This is a genomic window from Kribbella sp. NPDC104740, assembly GCF_055583505.1.
The window spans coordinates 782,970-806,208 of the sequence record NZ_JBVJNV010000004.1; the positions used below are offsets into that span (position 1 = coordinate 782,970).

The 23,239-nt window shown below is 70.8% G+C and carries 21 protein-coding genes; 14 read left to right on the forward strand and 7 right to left on the reverse strand.

The features are described 5' to 3' along the window. Nucleotides 1–173: 173 nt before the first annotated feature. Complete coding sequence (locus ACZ6Z4_RS24890) at nt 174–1,013, forward strand: TIGR03560 family F420-dependent LLM class oxidoreductase (RefSeq protein WP_465568983.1); 840 nt, start codon at nt 174–176, stop codon at nt 1,011–1,013. 33 nt (nt 1,014–1,046) lie between these two features. Continuing rightward, nucleotides 1,047–1,352, forward strand: a complete 306-nt coding sequence (locus ACZ6Z4_RS24895) for an MGMT family protein (protein ID WP_465568985.1) — start codon at nt 1,047–1,049, stop codon at nt 1,350–1,352. A 23-nt stretch (nt 1,353–1,375) separates the two neighbouring features. Here ACZ6Z4_RS24895 and ACZ6Z4_RS24900 read toward each other — a convergent pair whose 3' ends face one another. Then, complete coding sequence (locus ACZ6Z4_RS24900; protein ID WP_465568987.1) at nt 1,376–1,897, reverse strand: ester cyclase; 522 nt, start codon at nt 1,895–1,897, stop codon at nt 1,376–1,378. A 56-nt stretch (nt 1,898–1,953) separates the two neighbouring features. Between ACZ6Z4_RS24900 and ACZ6Z4_RS24905 the strand changes: the two genes are divergently transcribed. From ACZ6Z4_RS24905 to ACZ6Z4_RS24920, 4 genes are all read left to right on the forward strand, one after another. Beyond that, complete coding sequence (locus tag ACZ6Z4_RS24905) at nt 1,954–2,595, forward strand: TetR/AcrR family transcriptional regulator (RefSeq protein WP_465568989.1); 642 nt, start codon at nt 1,954–1,956, stop codon at nt 2,593–2,595. 39 nt (nt 2,596–2,634) lie between these two features. Continuing rightward, nucleotides 2,635–5,397 carry an AfsR/SARP family transcriptional regulator gene (locus ACZ6Z4_RS24910; protein WP_465568991.1) on the forward strand — a complete coding sequence of 921 codons (2,763 nt, stop codon included), beginning with the start codon at nt 2,635–2,637 and terminating at the stop codon, nt 5,395–5,397. A 183-nt stretch (nt 5,398–5,580) separates the two neighbouring features. Next, on the forward strand, nt 5,581–8,706 hold the full coding sequence (locus ACZ6Z4_RS24915) for an ATP-dependent helicase (protein ID WP_465568993.1): 3,126 nt from the start codon (nt 5,581–5,583) through the stop codon (nt 8,704–8,706). Then, entirely contained in the window at nt 8,706–11,948 is a 3,243-nt protein-coding gene (locus ACZ6Z4_RS24920) for a UvrD-helicase domain-containing protein (protein WP_465568995.1), read from the forward strand. The genes ACZ6Z4_RS24915 and ACZ6Z4_RS24920 overlap by 1 nt, the downstream gene beginning before the upstream one ends. A 431-nt stretch (nt 11,949–12,379) precedes the next feature. Here the strand turns inward: ACZ6Z4_RS24920 and ACZ6Z4_RS24925 are convergent, their stop codons facing one another. Continuing rightward, nucleotides 12,380–12,949: a Uma2 family endonuclease gene (locus ACZ6Z4_RS24925; protein WP_465568997.1), complete on the reverse strand. Its 570-nt coding sequence runs from the start codon at nt 12,947–12,949 to the stop codon at nt 12,380–12,382. Between the two features lie 69 nt (nt 12,950–13,018). After that, nucleotides 13,019–13,183: a hypothetical protein gene (locus ACZ6Z4_RS24930; RefSeq protein ID WP_465568999.1), complete on the reverse strand. Its 165-nt coding sequence runs from the start codon at nt 13,181–13,183 to the stop codon at nt 13,019–13,021. A gap of 148 nt (nt 13,184–13,331) precedes the next feature. On the opposite strand from ACZ6Z4_RS24930, the gene ACZ6Z4_RS24935 reads away from it, so the two are divergent. Next, the gene (locus ACZ6Z4_RS24935; protein WP_465569001.1) at nt 13,332–14,012 is read left to right on the forward strand and encodes a GOLPH3/VPS74 family protein; all 681 of its coding nucleotides are present in this window, start codon (nt 13,332–13,334) and stop codon (nt 14,010–14,012) included. Nucleotides 14,013–14,077: 65 nt separating this feature from the next. Here ACZ6Z4_RS24935 and ACZ6Z4_RS24940 read toward each other — a convergent pair whose 3' ends face one another. After that, nucleotides 14,078–14,593, reverse strand: a complete 516-nt coding sequence (locus ACZ6Z4_RS24940) for a hypothetical protein (RefSeq protein ID WP_465569003.1) — start codon at nt 14,591–14,593, stop codon at nt 14,078–14,080. Nucleotides 14,594–14,613: 20 nt separating this feature from the next. Further along, complete coding sequence (gene deoD, locus ACZ6Z4_RS24945; RefSeq protein ID WP_363665110.1) at nt 14,614–15,327, reverse strand: purine-nucleoside phosphorylase; 714 nt, start codon at nt 15,325–15,327, stop codon at nt 14,614–14,616. 43 nt (nt 15,328–15,370) lie between these two features. On the opposite strand from deoD, the gene nudC reads away from it, so the two are divergent. After that, the gene (nudC, locus tag ACZ6Z4_RS24950; protein WP_465569006.1) at nt 15,371–16,294 is read left to right on the forward strand and encodes an NAD(+) diphosphatase; all 924 of its coding nucleotides are present in this window, start codon (nt 15,371–15,373) and stop codon (nt 16,292–16,294) included. A gap of 21 nt (nt 16,295–16,315) precedes the next feature. On the opposite strand, the gene ACZ6Z4_RS24955 is transcribed toward nudC, so the two are convergent. After that, complete coding sequence (locus tag ACZ6Z4_RS24955) at nt 16,316–16,555, reverse strand: mycoredoxin (protein WP_363665108.1); 240 nt, start codon at nt 16,553–16,555, stop codon at nt 16,316–16,318. Nucleotides 16,556–16,657: 102 nt separating this feature from the next. On the opposite strand from ACZ6Z4_RS24955, the gene ACZ6Z4_RS24960 reads away from it, so the two are divergent. The 4 genes from ACZ6Z4_RS24960 (at nt 16,658) to ACZ6Z4_RS24975 (ending at nt 19,999) form a co-directional block, all read left to right on the forward strand. Next, nucleotides 16,658–18,781, forward strand: coding sequence for an ATP-dependent DNA helicase UvrD2 (locus ACZ6Z4_RS24960; RefSeq protein ID WP_465569008.1), 2,124 nt, complete (start codon nt 16,658–16,660; stop codon nt 18,779–18,781). 334 nt (nt 18,782–19,115) lie between these two features. Then, nucleotides 19,116–19,313: a hypothetical protein gene (locus ACZ6Z4_RS24965; protein ID WP_465569010.1), complete on the forward strand. Its 198-nt coding sequence runs from the start codon at nt 19,116–19,118 to the stop codon at nt 19,311–19,313. A 151-nt stretch (nt 19,314–19,464) separates the two neighbouring features. Then, complete coding sequence (locus tag ACZ6Z4_RS24970) at nt 19,465–19,752, forward strand: WhiB family transcriptional regulator (protein WP_344179750.1); 288 nt, start codon at nt 19,465–19,467, stop codon at nt 19,750–19,752. A 61-nt stretch (nt 19,753–19,813) separates the two neighbouring features. Continuing rightward, a complete protein-coding gene (locus ACZ6Z4_RS24975; RefSeq protein ID WP_184797048.1) occupies nt 19,814–19,999 on the forward strand; it encodes a hypothetical protein in 186 nt (61 codons plus the stop codon). Between the two features lie 424 nt (nt 20,000–20,423). Here ACZ6Z4_RS24975 and ACZ6Z4_RS24980 read toward each other — a convergent pair whose 3' ends face one another. Further along, nucleotides 20,424–21,335, reverse strand: a complete 912-nt coding sequence (locus ACZ6Z4_RS24980) for a LysR family transcriptional regulator (protein ID WP_465569013.1) — start codon at nt 21,333–21,335, stop codon at nt 20,424–20,426. A 114-nt stretch (nt 21,336–21,449) separates the two neighbouring features. Here ACZ6Z4_RS24980 and ACZ6Z4_RS24985 point away from each other — a divergent pair, with 114 nt between their 5' ends. Both ACZ6Z4_RS24985 and ACZ6Z4_RS24990 read left to right on the forward strand, forming a co-directional pair. Next, on the forward strand, nt 21,450–22,193 hold the full coding sequence (locus tag ACZ6Z4_RS24985) for a glucose 1-dehydrogenase (protein WP_465569015.1): 744 nt from the start codon (nt 21,450–21,452) through the stop codon (nt 22,191–22,193). A 15-nt stretch (nt 22,194–22,208) separates the two neighbouring features. Continuing rightward, nucleotides 22,209–23,225, forward strand: a complete 1,017-nt coding sequence (locus tag ACZ6Z4_RS24990) for an alcohol dehydrogenase catalytic domain-containing protein (RefSeq protein WP_465569017.1) — start codon at nt 22,209–22,211, stop codon at nt 23,223–23,225. Nucleotides 23,226–23,239 lie beyond the last annotated feature (14 nt).

Genomic DNA, 23,239 nt, shown 5'->3' on the forward strand with positions numbered 1-23,239 from the left:
GCGCTCGCCGTACCCACGCTCAATCACCCCGCGCTCACCGCACGCGCGCTCACTCACCCCGCGCTCGCCGCGACGGTGCCCGGGCGTGAGGTCTGGCTCGGGCAGGTGTCTGACCGGCACGATTCCGGGGTAGGTTGCAGCTTCGGTAAGCCCTTACCCAGTGGAGGCGTGCGATGCGGTTCGCGATCAAGACCCGGCCTGAACACACGACATGGCAGCAGATGCGGGACGTCTGGGTGGCCGCGGACCAGTTCGAGATCTTCGAGTCGGCCTGGCACTGGGACCACTTCTACCCGCTCACCGGTGACATGGCCGGCCCGAACCTCGAGGGCTGGACGACGCTGGCCGCGCTCGCCCAGGCGACCAGCCGGATCCGCGTCGGCTGCCAGGTCAGCGGGATGATCTACCGGCACCCGGCCGTCCTGGCGAACATGGCCGCGACCACCGACATCATCTCCGGCGGCCGTCTCGAGCTCGGCGTCGGCGCGGGCTGGAACGAGATGGAGACCGCGGCGTACGGGATCGACCTGCCGCCGCTGAAGGAGCGCTTCGACCGGTTCGACGAGGGGGTCGAGGCGATGGTCGCGCTGCTCACCGAGAAGGTCGCGAACTTCGACGGTCAGTACGTCAAGCTCACCGACGCGTACTGCGAGCCGAAGGCCGTGCAGACCCCGCACCCGCCGATCACGATCGGCGGCAAGGGCCCGAAGCGCACGCTGCGCGCGGTCGCGCGCTGGGCCCAGCAGTGGAACGTGATCGTGCCGGGCCCGGAGGAGTGGACGCCGCTCAAGCAGGTGCTGGTCGACCACTGCGACAAGCTCGGCCGCGACGTCAACGAGATCACCTGCTCGGTCAACGTCCGGATCGACCCGGACAAGCCGCTCGACGAGGCCGTCGCCAGCGCGGCGGCGTACGCCGAGGCCGGTGTCGACCTGGTCGTGATGAACCTCCCGCTGGACGCCCCGCCGTCGGTCCTCGAGCCGCTCGCGAAGGCGCTGGCCCCGCTGGCCTGAAACCTGTCGGTCCCGGGCGATAACGTGTCGCCCGTGGACCGGGAGGAGTACGTCGAGGCGGTGCTGCGGGCGGTCGAGTCGATCCCGCCGGGCCAGGTGGCGACGTACGGCGACATCGCCGTGTACGTCGGCCAGGGCGGCCCGCGGCAGGTCGGCGCGATCATGCGCGAGTACGGCGGCGGCGTGCCGTGGTGGCGCGTCATCCGCGCCAGCGGCGTACCGGCCGACGAGGTGGGCGGCGAGCAGTTGGAGCTGCTGCGCGGCGACGGCGTCCGGGTCACCAACGGCAAGGTCAACCTGCGCCAGGTCCGCTGGGACCCGGAGCTCCCGGAGGATTGACCAGCTCGCGGATCCGGCCTGCGTCAGGCCGCCCGGCGGGCCTTCGACTTCGCGCGGGCCATCTTGAACAGGTAGAGCGGCGTCGGCGGCACCCAGGCGAGCTGTTGCGCCTGGCCGAGGTCGTCGCGGTTGGCCCAGTGCTCGATCACCAGTCCGTCCTCGATCCGCAGCCAGTGCGACTGGGTGACCGCGAAGGTCCGGCCGGTCGGCGGGAACACCGTGTCCACCGACCCGTCCTCGGCGTGCACCACGAACGGCGCCACGTGCCGCCCGCGCATCGTCGTCCGGACCGCCACCATGTTGCCCTCAGCAACGACTTCGTGGATGTCGTGACCGAGCTCGGCGAACGCCGTCCGCAGCCAGACCGCGGTCGCCCAGAACCCCTCCGGTCCGGGCGTCCGCGCGGCCGGCGGCTCGGCGTCGTCCTCGCGGTTGACCGCCGCCGGGTGCACGACCTGGTCGAACTCCGCCCGCTCGCCGTCGGCCATCATCAGGATGCTGCGGACCGCGAGGGCCTTGGCGTCGCTCGACACGGTGCTGTTCATGTCCCCTCCAAATTAGATACAGTCTCACTGTCCCCAAATCAGGATGGAACCACCCGATGGCCGAAGTCAAGAGGTCGTACGACGCGTCCGGCCGCCGCGAGCAGGCCGCGGCCCGGCGCCGCGCGGTGGTCGCCGCGGCCCAGGAGCTGTTCGCCCGCGACGGCTTCCGGGCCACCACGATCGCCGCGGTGGCCCGGACCGCGGGCGTCTCGGCGGAGTCGGTCTACAAGGGTTTCGGGACCAAGGCGGCGCTGGCGAAGGCGGTCTTCGACCGGGTGATCGCCGGTGACGACGAGCCGGTCCCGATCGTCGAACGCTCCGAGGCGAAGGCGATCCAGGCCGAGCCCGATGTCCGCCGCAAACTCGAGCTGTACGCCGGGGGAGTGGTCGAGCGCCAGGTCCGCTCGGCCGGCGTACAGATCCTGATCCGCGACGGCCGGCATGTCGACGAGTCGCTGGAGGAGATCTGGCAGAACCTGCTCGCCGAGCGGCTGACCGGGATGACCATGCTCGCGACCCACCTGCACGCGACCGGTCAGCTCCGCCCGGAGCTGTCGGTGGAGGAGGTGGGCGACCTGCTGTGGACCTACATCTCCGTCGAGATCTACGAGCTGCTGGTGCTCAACCGCGGCTGGCCGCTCGACCGCTACACCAGCTGGCTCAGCCACGCGCTGGTAGCGGCCCTGTGCGACCAGTGATCACTAGGCTGTCGGTGGAGCCCGTCGAGAGGGGAACGCGTGCTGGAGATCCGGCTGCTCGGCCCCTTCGAGGTCCGGCGGGACGGCGTACCGGTGACGCTCCCGGGCCGGCAGCTGGTCGCGCTGACCAGCTTGCTGGCGCTGTCGGCGAACCGGCCGGTTCCGCTCGACGTACTAGCTGACCGGCTCTGGGGTGAGCGGCTGCCACAGTCGGTGAAGTCGACGCTGCACACGTACGCGACGCGGCTGCGCAAGCACCTGGGCGACAGCGCGCTCGAGACTCACCCGGCGGGCTACCTGCTCCGCGTCGAACCGGACCGGGTCGACGCGTTGCACCTGGCCGCCGTACTGCGTGATGCAGGTCAGGAGAGCGAGCCGAGTCGTCAGCGGGAGCTGCTGACCACGGCACTCGATCTGTGGCGGGGCAGGCCCTTCGTCGGGTCACCGTCGGGCTGGCTGGCGACAGGTGAGACCGCACGGCTCACCGAGCTCTACCTGTCGGCCGTCGAGCGCCGAGTCGATCTCGACCTCGCCTCCGGCCAGTACGACGGCCTGCCGGCGTTGCTGCGGGAGCTGACCCCGCAGCACCCGTTCCGGGAGTCCCTCTGGCAGCGGCAGATCGCCGTACTGCGCTTGACCGGCCGGAGTGCCGAGGCGCTGGAGTCCTACGCGCTGGTCCGGGCAGCCATCGCCGACGAGCTCGGCGTGGATCCTTCGCCTGCGCTGCAACAGGAGTACGCGCTGCTGCTGGACCCAGACCTGTCCAGCGGTGTCGACGAGACCAGTCCGCTGGGCACACCGCGACAGCTGCCGCTCGACGTCCGGCACTTCACCGGCCGGTCGGAGGAGCTGGAGCAACTCGGCAAGCTGCTCGACAACGCGCCGGCCGACCGGCCGACGATCATCACCCTCACCGGCGCCGGCGGAGCCGGTAAGACCAGTCTGGCCGTCCACTGGGCTCACCAGGTCAGCGAGCACTACCCGGACGGCCAGCTCTTCGCCAACCTGCGGGGATTCGCGGCCGATGCGCCGGTGCCTCCGGCTGTTGTGCTGCACGGATTCCTCCAGGCGCTCGGCGTACCGGCGGACACCATCCCCGCCGACCGTGCTGAGCGGGCCGCACTGTTCCGCACCGTCACCGCCGGCAGGCGGCTCGTGCTGCTGATCGACAACGCCCGCGACGCCGATCAGGTCCGCGACCTGATCCCCGCCTCCGGCTGCCTCGTGCTGATCACCAGCCGCAACCAGCTCCGGTCGCTGGCGGCCCGGCTCGGCACAGCACGCCTCATGCTCGAGCCGCTGCCCGCTGCGGACGCGATCCGGTTGCTGGCCGCCTCTGTCGGCGCCGACCGGGTAGCGGCCGAGCCGCACGCTGTGGAGGAGCTGGCGCGGATCTGTGCAGGCCTGCCACTTGCGCTGAGCGTTGCCGCCGAGTCTGCCCGCCGGTCGGTCGGCAGTCCGTTCGCCGAGCTGGTCAGTGCGTTGCAGGACGTGCAGCACAGGTTCGACGTACTGGCTGATCCTGACGACGAGCAGTCGGACCTCCGTCGCGTTCTTTCCTGGTCCTACCAAGCGCTGAAGCCGGAGACGGCGCGGCTCTTCCGTCTGCTCGGGCTGCACCCGGCAACGACCATCCGCGCCCAGGTCGCGGCGGCGCTGGCCGACCTCGACCTGCGCACGACCGAGCGGCACCTGGACCGGCTGGTGGCAGCGAACCTGGTCAGCTCCGTCCAACGCGGCAGCTACCAGCTGCACGACCTGCTGCGCGCCTACGCCGCCGAGCTCGCGATGCAGCTGGACAGCGAGGCAGAGCGGCACGCCGCGCTGGAGAGGGCGCTGACCTGGTTCCTGCACACCGCGCAGAACGCTCAGCGGGGTGTGGTGCCCGACGCCAGTGATGCGTTCCTCGTCCAGTCGCCTCACGAGCCGCTGACGTTCGTGGACACGGCCGCGGCGATGCGGTGGATGCAGGACGAGCAGACCGCGCTGGTGCCCTGGGTGAAGACGGCGGTGAGCAGCGGGTTCGACGAGCTCGTCTGGCGGCTGGCCTGGCGGATGCGGGCCTTCCTGGACATCGGGTTCTTCGTCGACGACGCGCTGGAGACCGCCCGGCTGGGGGTGGAGGCCGCGGAGCGTCTCGGCGAGCCCAGGCCGTGCTACCTGGCCTGGAACGTGCTCGGCAGCGCGGAGTACCGGGCCGGTCGGCCGGCTGCGGCCGAGGACTGCGTACGCCGGGCGATCGACATCGCGGCGAGGTGTGGCGACGTCGCGGCCGAGTCGATCTTCCGGACGAACCTGGCGGTCGCCCGCTGGGAAGGCGGCGACCTGCCCGGTGCTCTCGTGGAGGTGACGGCGGCCGCCGCGCGCGCCGAGCACTATCGGGAACCGTCGGCCGAGCCGATGAGGTTCCAGCGCGGGCACCTGGAGATGATCGCCGGCGGGATCAACCTGCTGCTCGGCCGGCTGGACGCCGCGCAGGTGCACACCGAGGAGGCGATCCGGCAGACCCGCGCCTGCGGCGACTGGATGCTCGAAGCGCAGTCGCTGTCCAACCTGGCCGAACTGTACGAAGCCAAGGACGACGACCTGGCCGCGGACTTCTACGCTGCCGAGTCGCTCGACCGGCTGCAGGGGTACAGCGCGCCGACGGCCACGCTCGAGCCGCTCGCCTTGCGGATCCGGATCGCCGTACGGGCCGGTCGATCGGCTGACGCCGCGGCCCTGGGTGAGCAGGCGCTGGCGCTGTTCCCGGCCGGAGACGCGCGGACCGCCGAGATCCGCGAACTGCTCGCGCAGCACTGAATCCACCGTCCGCTGAGCGACCGTCGTCGCCTGCGCTCGGGGTGTGTTGCGGGGTTTGTCGGTGGCGTCTGATGGGATGGGGGAGTGGTCAGCAGAACAGGGTCCCGGTATCGGCTGGTGAAGCCGGCAGGGCGAGCGGAAGGGCCTTCCCCTGCGCCGGTTCTGGACGCTGACCAGCAGTCGGTGGTCGATCACCCGGGTGGGCCGCTGCTCGTGCTGGCGGGGCCGGGGACGGGGAAGACGACGACGCTGGTCGAGGCCGTCGTCGACCGGGTCGCCAACCGCGGGCTGAGCCCCGACCAGGTGCTGGTGCTGACGTTCGGGCGGAAGGCCGCGACCGAGCTGCGGGACCGGATCACCGGACGGCTCGGCAAGACCACGCGCGTGATGCCGTCGATGACGTTCCACTCGTTCTGCTACGCGCTGCTCCGCCGGTTCACGCCGGCCGACGCGTTCGACGTCCCGCTGCGGCTGCCGTCAGGACCGGAGCAGTCGCTGCGGCTGAGCGAGGTGCTCGGCGGGAGCCGTGAGGTCGGTGTCGTGCACTGGCCGTCGAGCCTGCACCCGGCGCTCAAGACGCGCGGTTTCACCGACGAGGTGCAGGCCGTGATCGGCAAGGCGCGCCAGCTCGGGCTCGACCCGGAGGACCTGTCCGCGATCGGTCAGTCGGCGAGCCGGCCGGAGTGGGTCGCGGTCGGCGACTTCTTCGAGGAGTACCTGCAGATCCTCGACCACGAGCAGGTGCTGGACTACTCCGAGCTGATCCACCGCGCGGTGATCCTGGCCCAGCAGCCGCAGGTCCAGGCCAAGCTGCGCGAGGAGTTCAAGGTCGTCTTCGTCGACGAGTACCAGGACACCGATCCCGGGCAGACCAAGCTGCTGCAGGCGATCGCGGGCGATGGCCGGGACCTGGTCGTCGTCGGCGATCCGGACCAGTCGATCTACACGTTCCGCGGGGCCGACGTGCGCGGGTTGCTGCGGTTCACCGAGGAGTTCCCGACGGCGTCCGGCGAGCCCGCGGCGCAGATCGCGCTGGCCACGACGCGACGATTCGGTACGACGCTGCTGCGCGTCTCGCGCAACGTGGTGAACCGGCTCGGCGTCCCGGGCACGCTGGACCGCGACACCTTCGACCGCTTCCGCAACCCGGATGCGAGCGGGTGCGTCTTCGGCCCGGGCAAGGTCGAGGCGAACCTGTACTCGACCAGCGGCGCGGAGCTCGAGCACATCGCCGACCTGCTGCGCCGGGCGCACGTGCAGGACGGCGTCGGCTGGCACGAGATGGCTGTGCTGGTCCGCTCCGGGAGCATCTCGATTCCGCCGCTGCGGCGCGCGCTCGCGGCGGCCGGGATCCCGGTGGACGTGGCCGGTGACGAGTTGCCGCTGTCGCGGGAGCCCGCCGTACGGCCGATGCTGCTGGCGCTGCGCGCGGTCGCTGATCCTTCGACGTTGACTGTTGACGTCGTACGGGCGTTGGCGCTGTCGCCGTTGGGGGCGATGGACGCGGGGCAGCTGCGGCGGCTGGCGCGCGTCCTGCGGAAGCGGGATCGCGAGATCGCCGGCGGTCAGCGGCTGCCGCGGTCGTCGGACGAGCTGCTCCGCGAGGCGATGCTCGACCCGTTGCTGCTCGACGAACAGGCGTCCCCGGCCGAGGCGCGGTTCGTCGCGCTGGGCGAGAGGTTGCTCAAGGCAAGAAATATCGTGAACGCCGGCGCCGCGCCGGACGAGGTGATGTGGTCGCTGTGGTCGGAGTCGCCGTGGCTGCGCCGGCTCCGCGGCCAGGCGAACAGCGGCGGCGAGGTCGCGCGCGCCGCGAACCGGGACCTCGACTCGTTGTGCGCGCTGTTCGACGCGGCCGGGCGGGCCGAGGAGCAGGTCGGGTTCAAGGGCGTCTCGGCGTTCCTGAGCGAGCTGGAGAACCTCGACATCGCGGCCGACAACCGGTACGACGCGACCTACCGGGAGGCCGGCGTACAGCTGATGACGGCGCACCGGTCGAAGGGGCTGCAGTGGCGGCTGGTCGTCGTCGCGAGTGTGCAGGAGGGGCAGTGGCCCGACCTGCGGCGGCGCGGGTCGTTGCTGGAGCCGGACCGGTTGGGGCCGGACGGGCTGGTCGAACCGCTGTCGGCGGGGGCGATCCTGGCCGAGGAGCGGCGGTTGTTCTACGTCGCGATCACGCGGGCGCGGGAGCGGCTGATCGTGACCGCTGTGCAGGCGCCGGAGGCGGATGGAGATCAGCCGTCGCGGTTGCTGGCGGAGCTGGACATTCCTTTGAAACTGGTCGCCGGCCGGCCGCGGCGGCCGTTGTCGCTGCCGGGTCTGGTTGCTGATCTGCGGTGCGTGCTGGCCGATCCGGCGTCGTCGCCTGCGTTGAAGCGGGTCGCGGCGGATCGGCTTGCTGTGTTGGCTGATGCGGAGGACGAGCGGGGGTACGCGCTGGTCCCGACGGCTGAGCCGGAGCGCTGGTGGGGTGTGCGTGAGCGGACCCGGTCGGAGGTGCCGATCGCGGTCGACGACGAGCCGGTGCCGCTGTCCGGGAGTGCGCTGACGACGATCGTGGACTGCCCGCTGCGGTGGTTCCTGCAGCGGAAGGCCGGCGGGGAGACACCGAGTACGTCGGCGATCGGGTTCGGCATGGTGCTGCACACGCTGGCCGACGCGGTCGCGACCGGGACGCTGCCGCCCGATGCGGACGAGCTGAACGGGTGGCTCGACAAGGTGTGGACGCAGCTCGAGTTCGAGTCGTCGTGGATCTCGGACCGCGAACGGGTCGAGGCCGAGCAGGCGCTGCGGCGGTTCGTCGCGTGGCACCAGGGCCGCCCGGATCGGCGACTGGTCGGCTCGGAGGTCGACTTCAGCGTGATGCTGCCGGACGAGGAGAAGCCCGGCGTCCAGGTCAAGGGCCGGATGGACCGCATCGAGCAGGACGGCGACGGGAAGATCCGGGTCATCGACCTGAAGACCGGTCGGACCGTGCCGACGAAGCCTGCACTGGAGCGTCACGTCCAGCTGGCCATTTACCAGCGCGCGATCGCCTCCCGCCAGCTGAAGCTGCTCGGCGAGGACGCGGAGAGCGGTGGTGCCGAGCTGGTGCAGTTGCGGCACGACGACATCGGGCTGCCGAAGGTCCAGGGGCAGGCGCCGCTGGAGCCTGACGAGGACGGCCGCACCTGGCTCGACGAGGCGGTCGAGAACGCGGAGGCGATGGTCCGCTCGGAGGAGTTCACCGCGAAGCGGAACGACGGGTGCACGCGGTGCGACGTACGGGGTTTGTGTCCGATTCAGCCTGAAGGCAGGGAGATCGTCTGATGGCTGCCGCCAAGCTGGAAACTACGGCTGACCTGGTCGAGCTGCTCGGGATCCCGTTCAGCGACCAGCAGCTGGAGGCGATCACCGCGCCGTTGGCTCCTGGGGTGATCGTCGCCGGCGCCGGATCCGGCAAGACGACGGCGATGGCCGCGCGCGTGGTCTGGCTGATCTGCACCGGGCAGGTGAAGCCCGAGGAGGTGCTCGGGCTGACCTTCACCAAGAAGGCGGCCAACGAGCTCGACGTGCGGATCCGCGAGGACCTGACCAAGGCCGGCGTACTGGGCTCGACATTGCCGCCCGATCAGCATCCGCTGCTCGCCGCCCACCTGCGCAAGAACGTCCCGAACTGGGAGCCCGAGGAGCCCGGCGAGCCGGTCGTCTCGACGTACCACGCCTTCGCCGGCACGCTGATCGCCGAGCACGGCCTCCGGCTCGGGCTCGAACCCGACGTGCGCGTGCTGGCCGACGCGACCCGGTTCCAGCTCGCCGGCCGCGTCGTACGGCGCTCGGCCGGGCCGATCCGGCACGCGTCGCACCACGTACCGACGCTGGTGAACAGCCTGCTCGCGCTCGACGGCGAGCTGGCCGACCACCTGCTGCGCGCCGACGACATCCGCGACCACGACGAGGCCGTCCGGCAGGAGGTCGCGGCGGCGCGCAAGCAGACCGTCGACGTGAAGAAGCTCGCCGAGACCGCGTTGAAGCGCGGTGAGATCGTGCAGCTGGTCGAGGAGTACCAGGCGTACAAGGTCGAGCGCGGGGTCGTCGACTTCGCCGACCAGATGGCGCTCGGCGCGAGGCTCGCGGAGGAGTGCCCGGAGGTCCCGGCGATCGAGCGCGGCCGGTACAAGGTGGTGCTGCTCGACGAGTACCAGGACACCTCGGTCTCGCAGCGACGGATGCTGACCGCGCTGTTCGCGGGCGCGGACCCGTCGACCGGCCGCGGTCACCCGGTCACCGCCGTCGGCGACCCCTGCCAAGCGATCTACGGCTGGCGCGGCGCCTCGGTCGCGAACCTGGACGAGTTCCCCGAGCACTTCCGGCAGGCCGACGGCTCGCCCGCCCAGCGGTACGTGCTGAGCGTCAACCGGCGCTGCGGCAGCCGCATCCTCGCCGCCGCGAACCAGCACGCGACCGAGCTGTACGAGCAGCACCCCGGCGTCATCCCGCTCGAAGCGCCCGAGGGTGCGCCGGAGGGCGCGATCACGGTCGGGCTGTTCGAGACCCGCTCGCAGGAGATCGAGTGGATCGCCGACTCGATCGTCGCCGCGCACAAGCTGCCGAACCGGAAGTGGAAGGACATCGGCATCCTGATGCGGACGAACGTCGACCTGTCCGCCGTGCACGAGGCGCTGATCGCGCGCAAGGTACCGGTCGAGGTCGTCGGGCTCGGCGGCCTGCTCGCGCTGCCCGAGGTCGTCGACGTGGTCGCGACGCTGCAGGCCGTCAACGACCTGACCGCGAACGCCGCGATGCTGCGGATCCTGACCGGTCCGCGGTTCCGGATCGGGCACCGGGATCTCGCGCTGCTGGCGAACCGCTCGCGGGTGCTGGCCGACGGCGGCGATCGGCCCGCGGCCGACGACCTGGTCGCGGCGCTGGATGCGGCCGTCGCCGGGATGGACTCGACCGAGGTGATCTCGCTCGCGGAGGCGGTCGACGATCCGGGACCTGCCGCGTGGGGGTACTCGGCGGACGCGCTCGAGCGGTTCCTGGAGCTGTCGACCGAGCTGCGGGAGCTGCGCGCCCACGCGGGCGAGCCGCTGCTCGACCTCGTACGCCGGGTGATCAGCACCATCGGGCTCGACGTCGAGCTGACCGCGACACCGGACCACGTCGACTCCGGGCGCCGTGATCACCTGGCCGCGTTTTTGGATGCCGTGGGCAACTTCGTGTCGACGGAGTCGGACGGGTCGCTGGACGGGCTGCTGGCCTACCTGGCCGCCGAGGAGGAGTACGCCGCGGGCCTCGACCTCGCCGTACCGAGCGAGGCGGACTCGGTGAAGCTGCTCACCACGCACCGGTCGAAGGGCCTGGAGTGGCCGGTCGTGTTCGTGCCGACGCTGGTGAACAAGGTGTTCCCGTCCGACCGCGGGCGCGACAAGTGGACGACCAACGCCAAGGTGCTGCCCTGGCCGCTGCGCGGCGACGCGGACACGCTGCCCGACTTCCACGACCTGTCGAACGCCGGGCTGAAGGCATTCGCCGAGGAGTGCAAGCAGGTCAACGCACTGGAGGAACGGCGCCTCGGGTACGTCGCGTTCACGCGCGCGAAGGAGGTGCTGATCGCGACCGGGCACTGGTGGGGCCCGACGCAGAAGCGGCCGCGCGGGCCGTCGGCGTACCTGGAGGTGCTGAAGCAGCACGCGGGGGAGCGGGTGGTCTCGTGGGCCTCGCAACCGGAGCTTTCGGAGGAGAATCCGGAGCTCGCCGAGCAGACCCAGGCCGCGTGGCCGGCGCCGTACGACCGCCCGGCGTACGAGCGACGGCTGGAGGGTGCGGCGCTGGTCCAGCTGTCGCGCTCCGAGGGCCCTTCGGCGGACGCCGAGGAGTCGCTGTTCCTGGACGAGCAGGCGACCGTCGCCCGCTGGGACTCGGAGATCGAACGGTTGCTCACCGAGGCCCGGGAAAGCCGCAGCCGCAAGGCGTACGACGTGGAGCTCCCCCGCTCGCTCTCGGCCACCCAGGTCATGCGCCTCGCCAAGGACCCCGACGGCCTGGCCTCCGAACTGGCCCGCCCGATGCCCCGCAAACCCAACCGCGCCGCCCGCTTCGGCACCCGCTTCCACGCCTGGGTGGAGAGCTACTTCGGCCAGCAGTTCCTGATCGACCCCGACGACCTCCCCGGCGCCGCCGACGAGGGCATCGTCGACGACACCGACCTCACCGAACTGATGGACGCCTTCCGCGTCGGCCCGTACGGCGAACGCGCCCCGTACGAGATCGAGGCCCCCTTCGCCCTGTCCATCGGCGGCCGCGTCATCCGCGGCCGCATCGACGCCGTCTACCAGTCCGTCCGCCCCGACGGCTCCCGCGGCTACGACGTCATCGACTGGAAAACCAGCCGCACCGAAACCGCCGACCCCCTCCAGCTGGCCATCTACCGAGTCGCCTGGGCCGAACTGGTAGGCCTCCCCCTCCACCAGGTAGGAGCAGCCTTCTACTACGTCCGCACCGGCGACGTCGTACGCCCCGACAACCTGCCCACCCGCGAGGCGCTGATCGACCTCCTGAACGCCTGACCCGGACGCCGACGAGCTTGTGCGGGCGGGCGCACCGCGAGCCGTCGGGGCGCGCGCCTGCCGAAGCAGGTGCAAGAACTACGCCTACCGGCACTCCACACCACCCGGTGCCGCACACCGGCGCTCTACACCATCCGGTGCCGCACGCCGGTGTTTCACACCACCCGGTGCCGCACGCCGGCGTTTCACCCCACCCAGCGCCCCTCGGCGCTGTCGCCCCACCTGCGCACGAACGCCCCGCGGCAGTGCGGTGAGCCCGCCGGGAGTTGCCACGAGCCGTGTCGGCTTCTACCGCTGCCGGTATCGCACCTTTGAAGGTCTGTGCCGGGTGCTGACGCATTGACCGGAGGTGGCCCGGCCGCTCCCCTGCGACGGCCGAGCCCTCCCGAGGCCCGTCCCCGCGCAAGGTCGGACGGGCGGCTGGCTTGGCGTCAGACCCTGGGCTGTGGTTTCAGGAAGAGGTCGGAGGGGACGACGGTGACGGGGAACGGTTTGCTGGTCTCGTAGGTTTCGTCGGGGCCGATCACCGTGGGGTTCTGGTATTTGCCTTGGGCAAGTTCTTGGACCGTCAGCGTCTGGGTTTCGGGGTCGAGGAGCCAGTAGGCGGGGATGCCTGCGGTTTCGTACAGGGTCTTCTTGAGGGTGTGGTCGATCGTGCGGGTGACCTCGGAGGTCACCTCCACCACCAGCTGGACCGTGGAGCTGACCGGCCCGCTGGAGATCTGGCCGGCGTGGCAGACCAGCACGTCTGGTTGGAGGACGGTTCGAGGGGTGGGTTGGTACTGCGCGCTCACGATCACCTGGAACTGCGCCGTGCTGTTGCGGCGCAGGAGGAAACCCAGTTCCAGTACTACTGCCCGCTGCGCCGCCCCACCATGCGGCGCCGCCACCAGAACCCCATCCACCAACTCGCACACCAAGGCCCCCGGCAGCTTCCCCAGGTCAGCTGCCGCGAACCGATCACCCGCAGGCACCCACCCACACCCCGAACCGTCGCTCATGGGTCAACGGTGGGGCCTCCGACCGCTCCTGGGGAGGCCAGATCGCAATCTGCCCCGGGTTGCCCCGGATCAGGTTCCATTGGCCGAGCGCAGGCGTTCGCTCGGGATGATCTGTACGGCGAACGGCAGGTCGGTGGTGGAGGTCTCGTTGCCCTTGGCGACGGCTCGTTCGACGTCGCGGCCGGCGATCAGTTCGCGGAGTAGCGCGGTGAGGGCCAGCGGGTAGATGGTCATCGGTCAAGCATCGGGTGACGCCGAGGCGGGGCAGCGGTTGATCTGCCCCGGGATGCCCCCGGGGCAGGCGGGGACTACTACCGAAGGTGTAGGTGGATCAGCCGCGCGGCTGATGTTGGGGGAGCGGGCGAGGTCTTACGTTGGGGGCATGTTGATCGCCGAGGATCTCTTGCTGCTGCTGTACGACGACGTGACCGGGAAGCCGTTGGCTGGGTCGCCGGGGTTGGACTACGGGCTGGCGGGGGCGGTGGTGGTCGAGTTGACGTTGATGGGGAAGGTCGACATCACCACGGAGCGCGACGGCGGGAAGCCGGGGCGGTTGAAGGTGCTGGATTCCTCGCCGACCGGGGACGCGGTGCTGGACGAGCGGCTTGCGGTGCTGGTGGACAAGGCGGGGAAGAAGCCGAAGGACGCGATGGGGAAGGTGTCCAAGAAGCTGCGGGAGCCGTTGCTGCGGCGGTTGGCTGAGCGGGGGATTCTGGAGGCTGAGGACGCCAAGGTGCTCGGGTTGTTCCCGGTGACGCGGTGGCCGGCGAAGGATGCTCGGCACGAGGCGGAGGTGCGGGCCGCGCTGGAGCAGGTGCTGAAGGTCGGCACTCAGCCGGATGAGCGGACCGGGGCGCTGATCGCGTTGCTGAGTGCGCTGGATGTGGTGCCGAAGGTGGTCACCGATGCGGTGGACAAGCGGGCGTTGAAGCGGCGGGCGAAGGAGATCGCTCAGTCGGAGTGGGCCGCTGAGGCCGTACGGCGGGCTGTGCAGGAGATGCAGGCTGCTGTGACGGCCAGCATTGTTGCCGCGTCGACAGCGGCGGCGTCCGGTAGCAGCTGAGCCGCGCACGCGTTGAGCGAGGTGAAGCCGAGCGGGGTGCCACCAAGCGGTGGCACCCCACAGGTCTACTCAGCAGTGCAGTCGGCCTTGCAGAGCCGGTCCATCAGCGACAGGTGGGCACCAGGTTCCTCGGTGTCCACCTCCACCGACAGCTCGACCTGCCAGTCGCCTTCGACGACCTGCGCGGTGGTCTTCCCCGACTGCTGACCGAACCACTCGACGATCGGCGCAGCCGGTACGACGTGCGCGATCTCCAGCGCCTTCGGCAGCACCTTCCCGATCTCGCTGGTGGCGGTCGCCGCGCTGCCGAGCGAGTGCAGCGAGATCACCGGCGCCCGCTTGTGGTCGCCGGTCAGCACCCAGACGGCCACCGGGCCCGTCGTACAGATCGCGTAGTCGCCGTCGCGGCCGCACTTGTAGCCGGCGCCGGTCAGACCGGCGACCACCTCCGCAGCGGGGATGTCGGCCGTGGCCGACGGGGCAGTACTCGTTTGACCGACCGCCGCAGCAGCCGGAGCCTCACCGGACGTCTTGTCGTCACTGGAGCAGGCCGTGGTACCGATGAGCAGGGCAGTGCTCACCAAGGTGACGGCGTACCGCTTCAGACCGGCACCTCGACGGCCGCGTCGAGCGCGATCGTGATCATCTCGGAGAAGGTGGTCTGGCGCTCCTCGGCCGACGTCTCCTCCTTGGTGATCAGGTGGTCCGAGACGGTCATGATGCCGAGCGCGCGGCGGCCGAACTTGGCGGCCAGCGTGTACAGCGCCGAGGCCTCCATCTCGATCCCCAGGACGCCGTACTCGGCGGTCCGCGAGACCAGGTCGGGCCGGTCGTTGTAGAACAGGTCGCCGGAGAACACCTGGCCGACGTGCACGTTCAGCCCCGCGGCGGAGGCGGCGTCGGCGGCGGCGCGCAGCAGCTGGTAGTCGGCGGTCGGCGCGTAGTCGATGCCGTGGAAGCGCAGCCGGTTCATCTGCGAGTCGGTGCTGGCCGACATCGCGACGATCACGTCGCGGATCTTCACCTTCTCGGTCAGCGCCCCGCAGGTGCCGACCCGGATCAGGGTCTGGACGTCGTACTCGGCGAACAGCTCGTTGGCGTAGATGGAGGCCGACGGCTGACCCATCCCGGAGCCCTGGACGGAAACCCGTTCGCCCTTGTAGGTCCCGGTGAAGCCGAACATGTTCCGGACCTCGTTGTAGCGGATCACGTCCGTCAGGTAGGTCTCGGCGATCCACTGCGCCCGCAGCGGGTCACCGGGGAACAGCACGCGGGGAGCGATCTGTCCCTTCTCGGCGGCGATGTGAATACTCATGCCGGGATGCTCTCACGGTTGCCGTCCGGGATAGGTTGAAGCTGTGGCCTTTTCGATCGATCCAGCTTCGCTCGCGCTGTCCCGTTCCGTGCTCGACCGGGCGGCCGACCGCCGGCGCGACGACGAGTGGCTGGCCAAGGCGTGGGCCGCTCCGGACACCCAGGTCGCGCTGCTGATGGGCGACCGGCTGGCGCTCGACGAGGCCCGTACGGCGCTCAGCTTGGTGGCGCCCGAGGCGGCGCCGGAGGGTCAGCGGATCTTCCTCGGCATCGACCGCGAGGCCGGCGCCGGGCGGACGGCCGACGGGCGCGCCGTGTTCGGCGTACTGGTCCCGGGCGAGCCGGAGCCGGCGTACGGCGGGCTGCGGGAGATCGGCGGCGTGCTGGACGACCGCGAGGCCGGGATCGCGGTCAACCTGGTCGGCCTGGCGAACTGGCACGCGATCAACACGCACTGCTCGAACTGCGGCGAGCACACCGTCGTCACCAACGCGGGCCACGTCCGCGAGTGCCCCAACTGCGGGATGCACCACTTCCCGCGCAGCGACCCCGCCATCATCGTGCTGGTCACCGACGACCAGGACCGCGCCCTGCTCGGCCGTAACGAGAACTGGCCCGAGGGCCGGTACTCGACGCTCGCCGGGTTCGTCGAGCCGGGCGAGTCGCTCGAGGCCGCCGTACGGCGTGAGGTGCTGGAGGAGACCGGTGTCGTGATCGGCGACGACGTCGAGTACGCCGGTTCGCAGCCGTGGCCGCTGCCGCAGAGCCTGATGCTCGGCTACTACGCGAAGGCGACCGGTTTCGCGATCGAGGTGGACGACGACGAGATCGTCGACGCCCGCTGGTTCAGCCGCGCCGACCTGGCCGCGCAGATCGCCGACCAGACGCTGGCGCTGCCGGGCAACATCTCCATCTCCCGCCGCCTGATCGAAGGCTGGTACGGCGAGGAGCTGCCGGGCAGCTGGTGACCAGCGCCCGGCGCGCACCGGCTAGGCGACGAGCTTCTCCGCGACCTGCGCGAGGCTCGGGTTGGTCATCGCGGTCCCGTCGGGGAACACCACCGTCGGAACGGTCTGGTTGCCGTTGTTGATCTTCTCGACGATCTCGGCCGCGCCCGGGGTCTGCTCGATGTCGACCTCGGTGAACTCGATGCCGGCCCGCTTGAGCTGGCCCTTCAGGCGGTGGCAGTAACCGCACCAAGGGGTCGAGTACATCGTGAATGCCGCCATCGTGGCCCGCTCCGTCTCTGTCGTGGGCGACTTGTCAGTCGTCCCGTCTAGGGTTGTCCCCGTCCTATCGGAGAACCACGACGTCAGGGGTCCTGTTCCCGCATGTCTCAGCGCGTGAGTGACATCACACGAGCCGTTGCGAGCCGCTCGGCCGACGAGCTGCTGGCGGCCCTCGACCCCGAGCAGCGCGCGGTCGCCACCGCGCTGCACGGCCCGGTCGTGGTGATGGCCGGAGCGGGGACGGGCAAGACCCGGGCGATCACGCACCGGATCGCGTACGGCGTACGGACGGGCACCTACGACCCGGTCCGGGTGCTGGCCGTGACCTTCACCCAGCGCGCGGCCGGTGAGATGCGCGGCCGGCTCGCCCAGCTCGGTGCCGACGGCGTCCAGGCCCGGACGTTCCACTCCGCGGCGCTGCGCCAGGCCCGCTTCTTCTGGCCGAAGGTGTACGGCTCGGAGCTGCCGCCGATCGCCGACCGCAAGTTCCCGCTGCTGACCGAGGCGGCCGGGCGCTGCCGGGTCCGCGTCGACACGCCCGCGCTGCGCGACCTGGCCGGTGAGGTCGAGTGGGCCAAGGTCAGCAACGTCCGCCCCGACGACTACGCGCGGATCGCGCCGCGGTCCGGGCGCGCGCTGGCCGCGTTCGACCCGGCCACGATCGCGCGCGTCTTCGCGGCGTACGAGGACGTGAAGCTGGAGCGCGGCCGGATCGACCTGGAGGACGTGCTGCTCTGCGCGGTCGCGCTGCTGGCCGAGGACGAGCGGGTCGCGGCCGAGATCCGCCGCCAGTACCGGACCTTCGTCGTCGACGAGTACCAGGACGTCAGCCCGTTGCAGCAGAGCCTGCTCGACCTGTGGCTCGGCGGCCGCGACGACGTCTGCGTGGTCGGCGACCCGGCGCAGACCATCTACTCGTGGGCCGGCGCGGATCCGGAGAACCTGGTCCGCTTCGCCTCCAAGCACCCGAACGCGAACGTGATCAAGCTGGTCCGCGACTACCGGTCCACCCCGCAGGTCGTCGACGTGGCGAACAAGATCCTCGACGCCGCCGGGCCGGCCGGGCTGCCCGGCCGGGTGACGCTGCGCTCGCAGCTCGAGCCCGGGCCGTCGCCGGTCTACCGGGAGTACTCCGACGAGGTCGCCGAGGCGGACGCCGTGGCGCGGGCGGTCCAGCGGCTCACCGACGAGGGGGTCGCGCTGCGCGACATCGCGGTGCTGTTCCGGACCAACGCCCAGTCGGAGAACTTCGAGCAGGCGCTGGCCGAGCGGACGATCCCGGCCGTGCTGAAGGGCGCGGAGCGGTTCTTCGAGCGGCCGGAGATCCGGCAGGCGGCGATGCTGCTGCGCGGCCAGGTGAAGGGCGGCGACCCGGGCGACGACCTGCAGGAGACGGTCCGCGGCGTACTGGGTGGTGCCGGGTGGACGCTGGAGCCGCCGGCCGGCAAGGGCGCGGTCCGGGACCGCTGGGAGTCGCTGAGCGCGCTGGTGACGATGGCGGCCGACTTCGCCAAGGCGCATCCGGAGGCCCGGCTGGTCGACTTGATGACCGAGCTCGACCGGCGCGCGTCCATCCAGCACGCGCCGCTGGCCGAGGGGGTCACGCTGGCGACGCTGCACACGGCCAAGGGCCTGGAGTGGGAGTGCGTGTTCATCGTCGGGGCCCATGAGGGGACGCTGCCGATCAGCTACGCCCAGACCCCGGCCCAGGTGGAGGAGGAGCGGCGGCTCTTCTACGTCGGGGTGACGCGGGCCAAGCAGCAGCTGTTCGTCAGCTGGTCGACGTCGCGCTCGCCGGGCGGCCGCGGGACCAGGGGACCGACGCGGTTCCTCGACCCGATCGGCGTCCGCGGGTCCTCCCGGCCGGCGGCCCAGGAGTGGCAGCCGAACGGCCGGACCGGGCGGGAGCGCTCCGACAAGCCGATCCCGAAGTGCCGGGTCTGCGGCCGCGGCCTGCTCGACGCCGGCGCCCGCAAGCTCGGCCGCTGCGAGGACTGCCCGTCGACGATGGACCAGCAGCTGTACGACGCGCTGCAGGCCTGGCGCGCCGAGCGGGCCGCGCAGGAGAGCGTCCCGGCGTTCGTGATCTTCACCGACGCGACGCTGACCGCGATCGCCGAGGCCCGGCCCACCGACGAGCGCGAGCTGCTCCGGATCCCGGGTATCGGGCGCACCAAGCTGACGAAGTACGGCGAACCGGTGATCGTGATCTGCACCCGGCAGTAGTTGAATTCTGTTGCAGGGTTGGGGGTCCGCGGCGCACCCTGGACGAGGTGCTTCTGCCGAGAGCAGACAGCTGCGCACTTGGATGACCAAGGCAACGAATTCGGAGCGTGCGGACGGCGCGCCGGAGCGTGCCGCCGAGCGGGCCCGAGCGGTGACATCGGGGCCTCGCGGCGGCAACTTCCGGCCAATGTCAGAAACTGCCGTTAAATAGTTTGCGGGGCTCGCGCGCCTCGGCGTACTGTTCTTTCTGCGGTCACCGGTGTGGCCGAAAACTTCAAACTACAGCGATCGAGCTTGCCGCCCGTTCGCGACAACGAGAGGAGGTGCCTGGGAAATGATCACGAACATGACGATGAAGCCGAAGTTCGTCGGTAGCACGCTGCCGTGCGCCCTGATCCCGGGTGCCGCTTCGCGTCTGCACGTCGAGACCGTTGTTCTCACGGCCAAGGCCTACGCCCCGATCCAGGGCGGAGCTGTCGGTGATGTGAAGCGTGGCGGTTCGGGTTCTCGATCTTGGAGTCCACCGGTCTGACTCTCGAAGTCAGCCGGCACCTCCGAGGCCGCGGAACCCACCAAGGGTCCCGCGGCCCTTTTGTTTGTCAGCCCACAGTTTGCCGGCCACCAACCGGTGGTCGGTTCGGACGACAAGAGATCAGCAAGACAGTCACTAGGAGGTGACCGGAATGAGCGTTAGCTTCCTCGATGCATTCACCGAGGTGGCAACGTCGCAGGACCTGCCCTGTCGGTCCTACGCGCCAGAACTCTTCTTCGCAGAGTCCCCGTCGGACGTGGAGTACGCGAAGTCTCTCTGCACGACCTGCCCGTTGCAGGCCGAGTGCCTGGCCGGTGCGCTGGAGCGCTCCGAGCCCTGGGGGGTGTGGGGAGGCCAGCTGTTCGTCCAGGGGGTGGTCGTGCCGCGCAAGCGTCCCCGTGGACGTCCCCGCAAGAGCGACACCGTGACCGCCGCCTGACCCACCCATCCGAATCGAGACTCGAACCATGAACCCGAACCGCACTCACAGGAGCACTCAGATGAACTTACTTCAGGAAGATCTCGCTCGGGCCCACTGTCGTTCTTTGCTGAACGACGCCGAGCAGAACCGGCGCTTCCGCCTCGCGACGCAGGTCGCGCGGGCGCAGAAGCAGGCCGAGCGGGCCACCCGGCGCGCGGAGAGGGCCAGCGCAAAGGCGCGCCTCACCCTCGCCCGTCTGGTCTGATCCACCCGGACGCCGATCCACCAGCCGGACCGCACGGTCCGGCCGGCCGGCGCCCTAGTACAACCGGCTGACGCGGCCGGAGCCGATCTCCAGGCGCCGCGCCCAGCCCGACCAGCAGCTGACCGCGGTCTGCGGAGCAGGGGCCCAGACCAGCGAAGCTGCACCGAGGGGCGGCATCCACGAGGATGCCGCCCCTCGGCATGTTCACTCGCGCTTGCCGCGCTCCCGCTTCCCCTCCTCGTGCCCCGCCGCACTTCCGCACTCCCCGCACCCGCGCACCCGCGCACCCGCTCCCCGCACCCGCGGGCCCGCACCCGCGCGCCCGCTCCCCGCACCAGCACACCCGCTCCCCGCACCCGCTCCCCGCGCTCCCCGCGCTCCCGCTCCCCGCGCCCGCGCGCCACCGACGCGCCAGTGCCCGCGCTCAGCCGCGGGGGTCGGCGGCGACCGCTACCTTGCGGGTTTCCTGCAGCAGCAGGTTCAGGTACGGGTTCGGGTTGTCCTGGAGCCAGACGATTGCCAGCTCGTTCGGTAGTGCGTCGACCAGCGGGAGCCAGACCAGGCGCGGGTGTGCGAAGTACGTGACCGTCGACGCCGGTGCGATCCAGCAGCCGTGACCGGCGGCGACCAGGTGCAGGCATTCCTCCGGGGTGCGGGCCTGCGGGCCGAAGATCGCCCGGCGGCCGTCCGGGCGCGGGTCGATGAACCAGAACGAGACGACGGCGTCCGGCATGTTGTCCCGTGGCCCGATCACCGGGACGTCCGCGAGGTCGGCGATCGTCAGCGACCACCGCGAGGACAGCGGGTGCCCGGGCGGCAGCGCCACCCAGCGCTCCTCCTTGAGCAGCGGGTGGATCGCGAACCGCGGGTCGTCGCCGATCGGCAGCCACAGGAACGCCGCGTCCGCCCGGCGCTCGACGACCGCCGCGAGCTCGTCGGGCAGCGTGTGCACGGCGATCGGCTCGACCCGCAGGTCCGGCGCCTGCCGGCACAGCGCGGCCTCGACGGCGGGCATGAAGTGCGCCGTGCTCTGCGCCTTGAACGCGATCCGCAACGGCTCCGGCCGACCGGTGGAAACTTGGCGAGCTTCTGCCACCATCGCCTCGGCCGAGGACAGCAGGGCCTCGCCCTGCTTGAGCACGACCTGCCCGGCCGGGGTCAGCTCGATCCCCGACGACTGGCGCTCGACCAGCGCCGTACCGACGACCCGTTCGAGCTGTCGGATCTGGCTGCTGACCGCTTGCTGGGTGAGGTTCAGGCGCGTACCGGCCCTGGTCATGCTGCCTTCCTGAGCCACCGCCACCAGTGCCTGCAGCAGCCGCAAGCTGAGATCCACCTAGTCATGGTGCCACAACGGCTGCTTGTGACCGCGCCAACGAGTCTCTGTTTCCGTTCGGTCCGATCACGTCCGACGATCGGAACCAGGTCCACTTGATGGGAGAAAGAAAGCATGACGTTGCAGGGGAGAACGGCGCTCGTCACGGGATCGTCGAAGGGGCTGGGCCGGGCCATCGTGCTCCGGCTGGCGGCGGAGGGCGCGAACGTCGTCGTCAACTACTCGCACGACCAGGCCGCCGCGGACGAGGTCCGGGCCGAGGCCGAGAAGCTCGGCGTCCGGGCGATCAGTGTCGCCGCCGACGTGTCCCGGGTGGACGGGATCGAGGCCGTCTTCGACGCGGCCGCCGAGGCGTTCGGGCAGATCGACATCGTGGTCGCCAACGCCGGCATGGAGAAGGTCAACATCCCCGTCACCGACGTGACCGAGGAGGACTTCGACCTGCTCTTCCGGGTCAACACCAAGGGCCCGTACTTCGTCCTGCGCGAGGCGGCCCGGCGGATCGCCGACAACGGCCGGATCATCAGCATCTCGTCGAACACCACCACGGTCCCGCAGGTCGGCGTCGGCCTGTACGGCACCAGCAAGGTGGCGACCGGCTACCTGGCCCGGGTGCTCGCGCTCGAGCTCGGCCCGCGCGGCATCACCGTGAACAGCATCGTCCCGGGCCCGATCGACGGCGCCGGGATCTTCACCGACCCTGCGAACGACGAGTACAAGAAGAGCCTGGTCGCGATGGTGCCGATCGGGCGCCTGGGCACGGCCGAGGACGTGGCAGGGATCGCCGCCTTCCTGGCGAGCGACGCAGCAGGACTCATCACCGGCCAGAACGTGGTCGCCGACGGCGGAATGCACTGAGGAGCAACCCAACACATGACTGCAACGATGCGTGCGGCCCAGGTCCAGCAGGCCGGCGGGCCCTTCGTGGTGACCGACGTACCGATCCCCGAGCCGAAGGCCGGGCAGATCCGGATCAAGGTGTACGCCTGCGGGATCTGCGGCGGTGACGCGATCCCGCGCAACGCGCTGTTCGGGACCGTGCTGCCGCGGATCCCCGGGCACGAGATCGCCGGCGTGGTGGACGCGGTCGGCGAGGGCGTCACGGTCTGGGAGGTCGGCCAGCGGGTCGGCGTCGGCTGGTCCGGTGGCGTCGACTTCACCTGCGAGTTCTGCCGGCGCGGTGACTTCACCAACTGCGTCCAGCACCGGATCGTCGGTACGTCGTACGACGGTGGCTACGCCGAGTACATGGTCGCGCCGCAGGATGCGGTGGCCCGGATCCCCGAGGGCCTGACCTTCGAGGAGGCGGGGCCGCTGATGTGCGGCGGGATCACCTCGTTCAACGCACTGCGGCACGCGCCGGCCGGTCCGGGCGACCTGGTCGCGGTCCACGGCGTCGGCGGGGTCGGGCACCTGGCGATCCAGTTCGCCGACAAGATGGGCTTCCGGACCGTCGCGATCAACCGTGGCCGGGACAAGGAGAAGCTGGCCCGTGAGCTCGGCGCCGACGAGTACATCGACAGCACCGAGGGTGACGCCGGCGAGGCGCTGGCAGCGCTCGGTGGAGCGGCCGCCATCCTGGACACGGTGTCGCGGGCCGAGCTGCAGACCGTCCTGTTCAAGGGCGTGCGGCCGAACGGCGCGCTGATCGTGCTGGAGGGCAGCGACGCCATCCAGGTCAGCGGCCACGACCTGTCCGAAGGCCGGCGGGTGGTCAAGGGCTGGTACAGCGGTGTCTCGCAGGACGGCGAGGACACCCTGAACTTCGCCGTTCTGAAGGGCGTTCGCCCGATCATCGAGACCTACCCGCTGGAGGAGGCCGAGGAGGCCTGGCAGCACCAGCCGAAGGCGAACCTGCGGATCGTCCTGCAGACCCAGCCGCAGTCCTGATGAGCCACCCGGTG

What these genes read in the sequence shown, in the direction of transcription:
- ACZ6Z4_RS24890 (WP_465568983.1), top strand. Translation starts at nt 174, where the DNA reads ATGCGGTTCGCGATCAAGACCCGGCCTGAACACACGACATGGCAGCAG.
- ACZ6Z4_RS24900 (WP_465568987.1), bottom strand. Translation starts at nt 1,897, where the DNA reads ATGAACAGCACCGTGTCGAGCGACGCCAAGGCCCTCGCGGTCCGCAGC.
- ACZ6Z4_RS24905 (WP_465568989.1), top strand. Translation starts at nt 1,954, where the DNA reads ATGGCCGAAGTCAAGAGGTCGTACGACGCGTCCGGCCGCCGCGAGCAG.
- ACZ6Z4_RS24920 (WP_465568995.1), top strand. Translation starts at nt 8,706, where the DNA reads ATGGCTGCCGCCAAGCTGGAAACTACGGCTGACCTGGTCGAGCTGCTC.
- ACZ6Z4_RS24925 (WP_465568997.1), bottom strand. Translation starts at nt 12,949, where the DNA reads ATGAGCGACGGTTCGGGGTGTGGGTGGGTGCCTGCGGGTGATCGGTTC.
- ACZ6Z4_RS24930 (WP_465568999.1), bottom strand. Translation starts at nt 13,183, where the DNA reads ATGACCATCTACCCGCTGGCCCTCACCGCGCTACTCCGCGAACTGATC.
- ACZ6Z4_RS24935 (WP_465569001.1), top strand. Translation starts at nt 13,332, where the DNA reads ATGTTGATCGCCGAGGATCTCTTGCTGCTGCTGTACGACGACGTGACC.
- deoD (WP_363665110.1), bottom strand. Translation starts at nt 15,327, where the DNA reads ATGAGTATTCACATCGCCGCCGAGAAGGGACAGATCGCTCCCCGCGTG.
- ACZ6Z4_RS24955 (WP_363665108.1), bottom strand. Translation starts at nt 16,555, where the DNA reads ATGGCGGCATTCACGATGTACTCGACCCCTTGGTGCGGTTACTGCCAC.
- ACZ6Z4_RS24960 (WP_465569008.1), top strand. Translation starts at nt 16,658, where the DNA reads ATGTCTCAGCGCGTGAGTGACATCACACGAGCCGTTGCGAGCCGCTCG.
- ACZ6Z4_RS24965 (WP_465569010.1), top strand. Translation starts at nt 19,116, where the DNA reads ATGATCACGAACATGACGATGAAGCCGAAGTTCGTCGGTAGCACGCTG.
- ACZ6Z4_RS24970 (WP_344179750.1), top strand. Translation starts at nt 19,465, where the DNA reads ATGAGCGTTAGCTTCCTCGATGCATTCACCGAGGTGGCAACGTCGCAG.
- ACZ6Z4_RS24975 (WP_184797048.1), top strand. Translation starts at nt 19,814, where the DNA reads ATGAACTTACTTCAGGAAGATCTCGCTCGGGCCCACTGTCGTTCTTTG.
- ACZ6Z4_RS24985 (WP_465569015.1), top strand. Translation starts at nt 21,450, where the DNA reads ATGACGTTGCAGGGGAGAACGGCGCTCGTCACGGGATCGTCGAAGGGG.
- ACZ6Z4_RS24990 (WP_465569017.1), top strand. Translation starts at nt 22,209, where the DNA reads ATGACTGCAACGATGCGTGCGGCCCAGGTCCAGCAGGCCGGCGGGCCC.